Below are 6,929 nucleotides of genomic sequence, written 5' to 3' on the forward strand. Positions count from 1 at the left end.
TTCAGTATTTTTAGTAATATGAGATTATTCAAATTTTGTTAAACAAATTTTGTTAAAGAGATATCAATTTCAGTGACGCTGTTACGAAAGTTTTAACTATTGATTGTACACAACAAAATGTACGAAGTTCAGCAATCGGCATTGATATTTTTATAATTCCGCTGGCGTTATCTCGTCAGAAAACAAGAACACCGACTTATTAGTAAAAAGCTGAAAATTAACTAAAAAAAGCAGCAATGTCTCATTTGACTACTATTGCAATCCAATTTTAGGATGCAACGCGGCAAGAGAGCGAAAATCGACCTGTATCGCTCCAAAATCATTTGCCAAAATAGTTTGGACTAGAAAACACGCCGATGGCATTTCATCAAATTTTGGCTTCAGAAAAATTGTTCGATCGCGTAGCTAAGCGCCTCGATCCGCGTCAAAGCTTGAGGGCGCGGCTGGGCCTAACAATATGTAGTATTGCGTTAGTCATGGCAGTCATCGCGAGTATTACGGTCAGTGCTACGGCGAGCGATCGCGTCAAAACTGACGCTGGCATTGCATTAGAGCAGTTAGCATACCAAGTATCTGACAAACTCGATCGCGGCATGTTCGAGCGATATCGCGAGATCCAAAACCTGACCGAGCTAGATTTACTCAGCAATCCCAACTCTCCTTTATCCCAAAAGCGATCGCTGCTCGACAGGTTACAAAGCACTTATCCCACTTATAGCTGGATTGGTTTGGCAGATGCCACAGGTAAGGTTCTCGTCAGTACGGGTAAGCTGTTAGAAAATCTCAGCGTTGCTCAACGACCTTGGTTTCAAAACGCCCGCACTCAAGCAGCGGTTGGCGACGTTCACGAAGCTATACTCTTAGCCAAGCTGCTGCCAAATCCAGCCAACGAACCCCTACGATTTATCGACATCTCGGCTCCCGTGACTGACTCGGCGGGTAAGTATACAGGCGTGCTAGGCGCTCATCTCAGTTGGACGTGGGCAAAAGAAATTCGGGACTCTTTACTGGAACCGCTACAAAATCGATCGCAGGTGGAAGTTTTCATCTTCAGTGCCTCTGGCAAAGTGCTACTTGCGCCCATCGAACTGCAAGAACGAATTCCTTCACTACCTAATCTACAAACATTGCAGCGGCAAGGCAACGGCTACACGCTCGAAACATGGTCGGACGGCGATCTCTATCTCACGGGTTTTGCCCGTAGTACGGGATATCGAAATTACCCCGGACTCGGTTGGACAATCGTGGTGCGGCAACAAGCCGATCTCGCACTTGCACCCGTGCGGGCTTTACAACGCCAGATTTTTACTCAAGATCTGACATTAGGGATATTATTTGCCATTGCTGGATGGTTTATCATGCGTCGCCTCACCTATCCCTTACTCGCGATCGCGACGGCGGCGGATCGTCTGCGTCAAGGGAACACAAATACAGACCTACCTTTAATGACCAGCAGCGATGAAATCGGGCGACTATCTCGCTCGTTAAAGCATCTCATCCGCACTTTATTCGAGCAACAGCAACAACTCAATATTAGTAACGAACAATTGCAAATTCAGTTAACCAAACGCCAACGCGCCGCCGCCGAAATCCAGCAACTCAATGCCACCTTAGAACAAAAAGTGAGCGATCGCACGGCACAACTTCAAGAGATTAATCGAGAATTAGAAGCTTTTGCTTATTCAGTTTCCCACGATTTACGCGCACCACTAAGGACGATCCGAGGATTTGCCCGAGCATTGCAAGAAGACTATGGCGATCGCCTTGATGACTTGGGTAAAGAATACCTTGAATCAATTACCGCAGACGCAGCGCAGATGGATCGACTGATTGCCGAGTTACTAGCCTACAGCCAGCTGACGCGCACGAAAATTACCTTACAACCCGTCGCATTGATGACAACGATTGCATCTGCCCGCAAACAATTAGAAACAGACTTGCAGGAAAAGCAGGCAGAAATTACAGTCACAACACCTCTCCCGACCGTTTTAGCACATAGCCAGACCTTAACCCAAGCGGTCGCCAATTTGCTCAGTAATGCCCTCAAGTTTATCAAACCAGAAAGCCGCCCGCAGGTTGAAATAAAATACCAGCTCATCCAATACCACCAACAGCAGTGGGCGCGTCTGTGGATTATCGATAACGGCATCGGTATTGCACCGAGCGATCGCGAACGGATCTTCCGCATTTTCGAGCGCCTGCACGGAATTGAAACTTATCCAGGTACGGGCATCGGCTTAGCGATCGTGCGTAAAAGCATCGAACGCATGGGCGGCTGCGTCGGCGTAGAATCGCAACTAGGGCAAGGAAGCCGCTTTTGGATTGAATTACCTCTTTTTGAGGGAGCAGGGAGCAGGGAGTAGGGAGCAGGGGAAGAGAGCTGAGGAGCAGAGGAGACTAGGAGCAGAGGGGAAAATCAATTCAATATCCAAAATCCCCACACCCTACACCCCACACCCCACACCCCACCCACATCCCACACCCCACACCTCCCACACCACGCACCACTTCTTGATAACTGATAACTGATAACTGATAACTGACTTAACACCCAAAACAATAAATCTTCTGGGTTTCTAATTGGTCGAAGATGGCAGAAGGTGGGATGTCAGTACCAATGTTGTGTCGGTTTAGTTGGACTTGCAGACCCGTAAGCGGATCGTGACCGGGAGCAACGAGGAATTCTAGTCGCTGGACGTAGGGTAAGGTCGATATGCTATCGAGAATTTGAGCGATCGCTTTTAAATAGGGATGATTTGGTTGTTGATACCAGTCTGGTGCAGCTAGTTCGGGTTGATCTAAGCCAACGTGAAATGTTAGGGAAGGTTGACCGAACAGTGCTACTGCTAAAGGTCGCGCCTCTTCCTGCAATAACAAATCATGTGTCCTGACTATGTGCCGTAGCTTTTCTAACCGCTCGTAACGTTGCGTGACGGATAAAGATTCTTCTTGCCAGTGAATTGCCACAGCAACTAAGTATGTTTGTAAGAGCATATGCCCTAGCTTGCTGGCTTTGGTGGCAAGGTAGTTAGAGTTGTAATCGTTGGCTTCAATCAGCAACGGCACGCGATCGACGACTTCTAAACCGTATCCCTTCAATCCAGCAATTTTGCGGGGATTGTTGGTAATTAACCGAATTTGTTTCACGCCCAAATCGTTGAGAATTTGCGCTCCTACCCCGTAGTTGCGCAAGTCGGCAGGAAAGCCAAGGCGTTCGTTGGCTTCTACAGTGTCCAGTCCCATGTCTTGTAGGGAATACGCTTTCAGTTTATTGATCAAACCTATGCCTCTACCTTCTTGACGTAGGTAAACGACAACTCCTGCACCTGCGTGTTCGATCGTTTTCAAAGCTGCTTGTAATTGCATCCGACAGTCGCAGCGTAACGAACCCAAAGCATCGCCCGTGAGACATTCCGAATGCATCCGCACCATCACGGGGCGATCGCGAAATTGAGCCGGATCGCCTTTGACAATTGCTACGTGTTCGGAGTTATCTACGCTGTTGCGATAAGCATAGATCTGAAATTCACCGAAGGAAGTCGGTAATTGAGCAATGGTCTCGCGAGTTACAAATCGCTCGTTTTGCAAGCGATAGCTAATCAGATCGGCAATACTAATAATTTTCAGTTGGTGATGTTTGGCGTATTCCATCAACTGATTCAACCGTGCCATTGAACCATCGGGGTTTTGGATTTCACAGATCACCCCCGCTGGATACAGCCCTGCTAATTGCGCTAGATCGATCGCTGCTTCTGTATGTCCGGCACGTTTGAGGACTCCACCAGTCCTGGCGCGGATGGGAAAGATATGACCGGGACGGCGTAGATCTGAGGGTTTCGTGGCGGGGTTGATCGCAACTTGAATCGTGCGGGCGCGATCTTCGGCAGAAATACCCGTTGTCACGCCTAGATGTGTCGCAGCATCGATACTTACCGTAAACGCAGTTTGATTGCTGTCGGTGTTATTAGTCACCATCAATGGTAGATCGAGTTCGTCCAGGCGATCGCCCGTCATTGCCAAACAGATTAATCCCCGCGCCTCCACTGCCATGAAATTGATCGTGTCTGGGGTTGCAAACTGAGCGGCACAAATGAGATCGCCCTCATTCTCGCGATTTTCGTCGTCTACGACAACAATGGAGCGTCCAGCTTTGAGATCGGCGAGAGCGGCATCGATCGAGTCAAACACAAAAGATTGATTAGAAGCGTTCTGAGGCTGCACAAAAATACATCACAAACAGAGTCTATCTCTGATTTTAGCCGCTTTAGTTGAATAGGGATGAAAGGAGATCTAACCATTTTCAAGAATGAGATCCACGATTTGTAGGGGCGCACATCTGTGTGTCCCTACTAACGTCTCTTATCTGATTATTTCACCGTTACTCGCCGACTCCAAGCTCGATAACCTAAAGCGAAGATACCTAAAACTGTACCAACAACAATTGAGGGTTCTGGTACGGCAACAGTAGAGCGATTTTCCTTGACTTCTACTAAGGTTAAGTTTGTCACGCGATCGAAAGTACGAGAAAAGAAACCTTCAGTTGAAGCTAATGCAGATTCGCGATCGCCGCCAAAATTTGTCGTCAAACTAATATTACTCAGATTTAATTGACTTCCATCACTGGAATTAAAATTGAGAAAATCGTTACCTCCAGAAGTCACGTTTCCTGAAATTGTAAATGAGTCTAGAAGCGTCCAACTATCTACATTACTAGTATCATATAGGGCAAAAGAAACCGTACCGTCAGCGATCGCGTTTTCAGTTTGCGGATTGTCTATGGATGTTGTTAAATTTAAATCGGCATCAAAATTAAAAGAAAAAGTTTCGCCACTATTGACGCTAAAGTTACCTAAAACTCCAGCAAAACTGTCTGCCGTTCCAGAGTAGTTGTTACCAGTACCATCGGCACTACTAAATGAGGAGTTGAAAGCAGATGGTGGTTCCGTCACAAAGCTGGCGACTGCATCTGTAGTAGCATTCACGTTTCCATCTGTGGCAAAAGTATTCGTAAAAGTATCAGTAATTACCTCGCTATCGAAGGGATTATGACTAAATTTATCGATTGTAACTGTAGATTCAGAGCTAGCAAAAGTGGCAGCAATAGTTGGAGTCGCTGCTAGAGTAAAAACTAAAGGTGCGATCGGCACGACAGTTCGCGCAATTTTTTGAGCAAGTTTTAGTTTTGGCACGAAAATTCTCCTCACGTCAGTTTCAAAAGACTAGCTTGCCTACCTAGAGCAATTTTTCTTGCTGACAGCACACCAGTACCGATGGTTCCGTTACTGGTAGTAGTGAAAGCAAACTCTATGTAATTTAACTACTGGCAGTATAAATTATTTCGCGATACTTACGTAATTCAATCTTGCCAATTGAATTTAAGCAAAATTTAATAATCGTGTCATATTGATGTCACATTTATCCATCAAACTTCATGCTACTGACCAACCTTTGCCATGCCGCATAGATAGTAAAAAATCACAGCTTGACAAAAACAGCGTTATAAGCACTAACAACTAATAATTAAGCGTTAACTCTTGAGATAGGAGTATCGATCGTGCCAACCTCTGATTCCCAAGTTTCCGTTTCAAACCGAGAAGAGTTGCCGACTCCGCCGCCGTCACCCCGCTCTCAGAAACGGTGGTGGCTGCTACTCATGCTCCTAGTCGGAGCTGGAGGAGTTGGACTGGGGCGAGGATTAACTCCCGCCAGCCAAGCCACTGCACCAGCGGCAGCAAAACCGCAACCACCTCGTCCCATAGAGACGATCGCCTTAACTTCAGGTACGGCAACTCGAAGCACCAGTATGTTAGGGCAAGTCGAGGCAAGCGAGAGCGCTACCGTCCGCACCAGAACATCGGGAGTCGTGCAACAAGTGTTAGTCCAACCAGGCGATCGCATCACCCCTGGTATGGTTGTAGCCATCCTTGACGATACAGATCAGCGTTTAGCCGTAGCCGAAGCGAGAGCGAGACTGGCTCAAGCTCGGAGCGAATTGGCACGCTTAGAAGTCGGTACGCGGCAGGAAATTATCGCCCAAAGGCAAGCCGAAGTCCGAGCAGCTCAAGCGCGAGAGCAAGAAGCTCAAGACAATTCAGAACGAACCAGAAGTCTAGTTAATACTGGCGCACTCTCGCGCCGGGAATTAGTCGAAGCAGAATCGCGGACGAATGCTGTCAGAGGGGAACGAATGCAAGCTCAAGCAGAACTAGCGGAAGCCACCGCCGGTCCTACTCGCGAAGAAATTGACGCGCAACGAGCTAATGTAGCCGCCGCCGAATCTGCATTAAACCAAGCAGAATTAGCCGTGCAACGCACGCGCATCAGAGCAGTATCGAGCGGTGTCATCCAAACACGGCAAGTCAGCAGTGGCGATTTAGTAGAAAGCGGTGACGAGATTGCCACTAAGGTTAATGGTAGTCAGTTAGACGTATTTCTAGAAGTGCCAGAATCACTCAGCGGCAGCGTCAGAGCGGGTATGCCCGTCGAGTTAACTGCGAGAGCGCTACCCAACTGGCGCGATCGCGCGACTTTAACGGGCATCGTACCATCTGCCGACACGGCTTCTCGACGGCAGCGAGTGCGGGTGAGACTATCAAATCCCCCTGCTAACCTCTTGCCAGGAATGGCAGTACAGGCGCAGTTACAGTTACCTAGCAATACTCCTAGTTTTGTCGTTCCCCGCGATACATTGACTCGGCGCGAAAATCGCTGGCTAGTATTTACCATTGCTGACGGGAAAGCCAGACAACTAGAAGTCGAACTCGTGGCAGACATGGGCGAAAAAATGGCGATCGCCAACCCGCAACTGAGACAAGGACAAGCGATCGTTGTACGGGGTGGGGATGGAATGAACTACCCCGCCGCAAGCGGACGGGGTATCAGAATCAAAAGAGAGATAATTGCTCATCTCGATGCAATTTGAGATAGTC

At 47.9% G+C, this 6,929-nt stretch carries 5 protein-coding genes; 3 read left to right on the forward strand and 2 right to left on the reverse strand.

All coding sequences use genetic code 11. The features are described from left to right. The first annotated feature begins 356 nt into the window (after positions 1–356). Positions 357–2,363: a sensor histidine kinase gene (locus tag QH73_RS24945; protein WP_052289817.1), complete on the forward strand. Its 2,007-nt coding sequence runs from the start codon at positions 357–359 to the stop codon at positions 2,361–2,363. After that, positions 2,323–2,529, forward strand: coding sequence for a hypothetical protein (locus QH73_RS24950; protein ID WP_132867533.1), 207 nt, complete (start codon positions 2,323–2,325; stop codon positions 2,527–2,529). The genes QH73_RS24945 and QH73_RS24950 overlap by 41 nt, the downstream gene beginning before the upstream one ends. A 15-nt stretch (positions 2,530–2,544) precedes the next feature. Here the strand turns inward: QH73_RS24950 and ribBA are convergent, their stop codons facing one another. Together ribBA and QH73_RS24960 are read right to left on the reverse strand one after the other, a co-directional pair. After that, positions 2,545–4,221: a bifunctional 3,4-dihydroxy-2-butanone-4-phosphate synthase/GTP cyclohydrolase II gene (ribBA, locus tag QH73_RS24955; RefSeq protein WP_039713882.1), complete on the reverse strand. Its 1,677-nt coding sequence runs from the start codon at positions 4,219–4,221 to the stop codon at positions 2,545–2,547. Positions 4,222–4,367: 146 nt separating this feature from the next. Further along, entirely contained in the window at positions 4,368–5,189 is an 822-nt protein-coding gene (locus tag QH73_RS24960) for a hypothetical protein (RefSeq protein WP_052289816.1), read from the reverse strand. Positions 5,190–5,554: 365 nt separating this feature from the next. On the opposite strand from QH73_RS24960, the gene QH73_RS24965 reads away from it, so the two are divergent. After that, entirely contained in the window at positions 5,555–6,922 is a 1,368-nt protein-coding gene (locus tag QH73_RS24965) for an efflux RND transporter periplasmic adaptor subunit (protein WP_052289815.1), read from the forward strand. Positions 6,923–6,929: the final 7 nt, after the last annotated feature.

The organism is Scytonema millei VB511283 (assembly GCF_000817735.3).
Lineage (GTDB): Bacteria > Cyanobacteriota > Cyanobacteriia > Cyanobacteriales > Chroococcidiopsidaceae > Chroococcidiopsis > Chroococcidiopsis millei_B.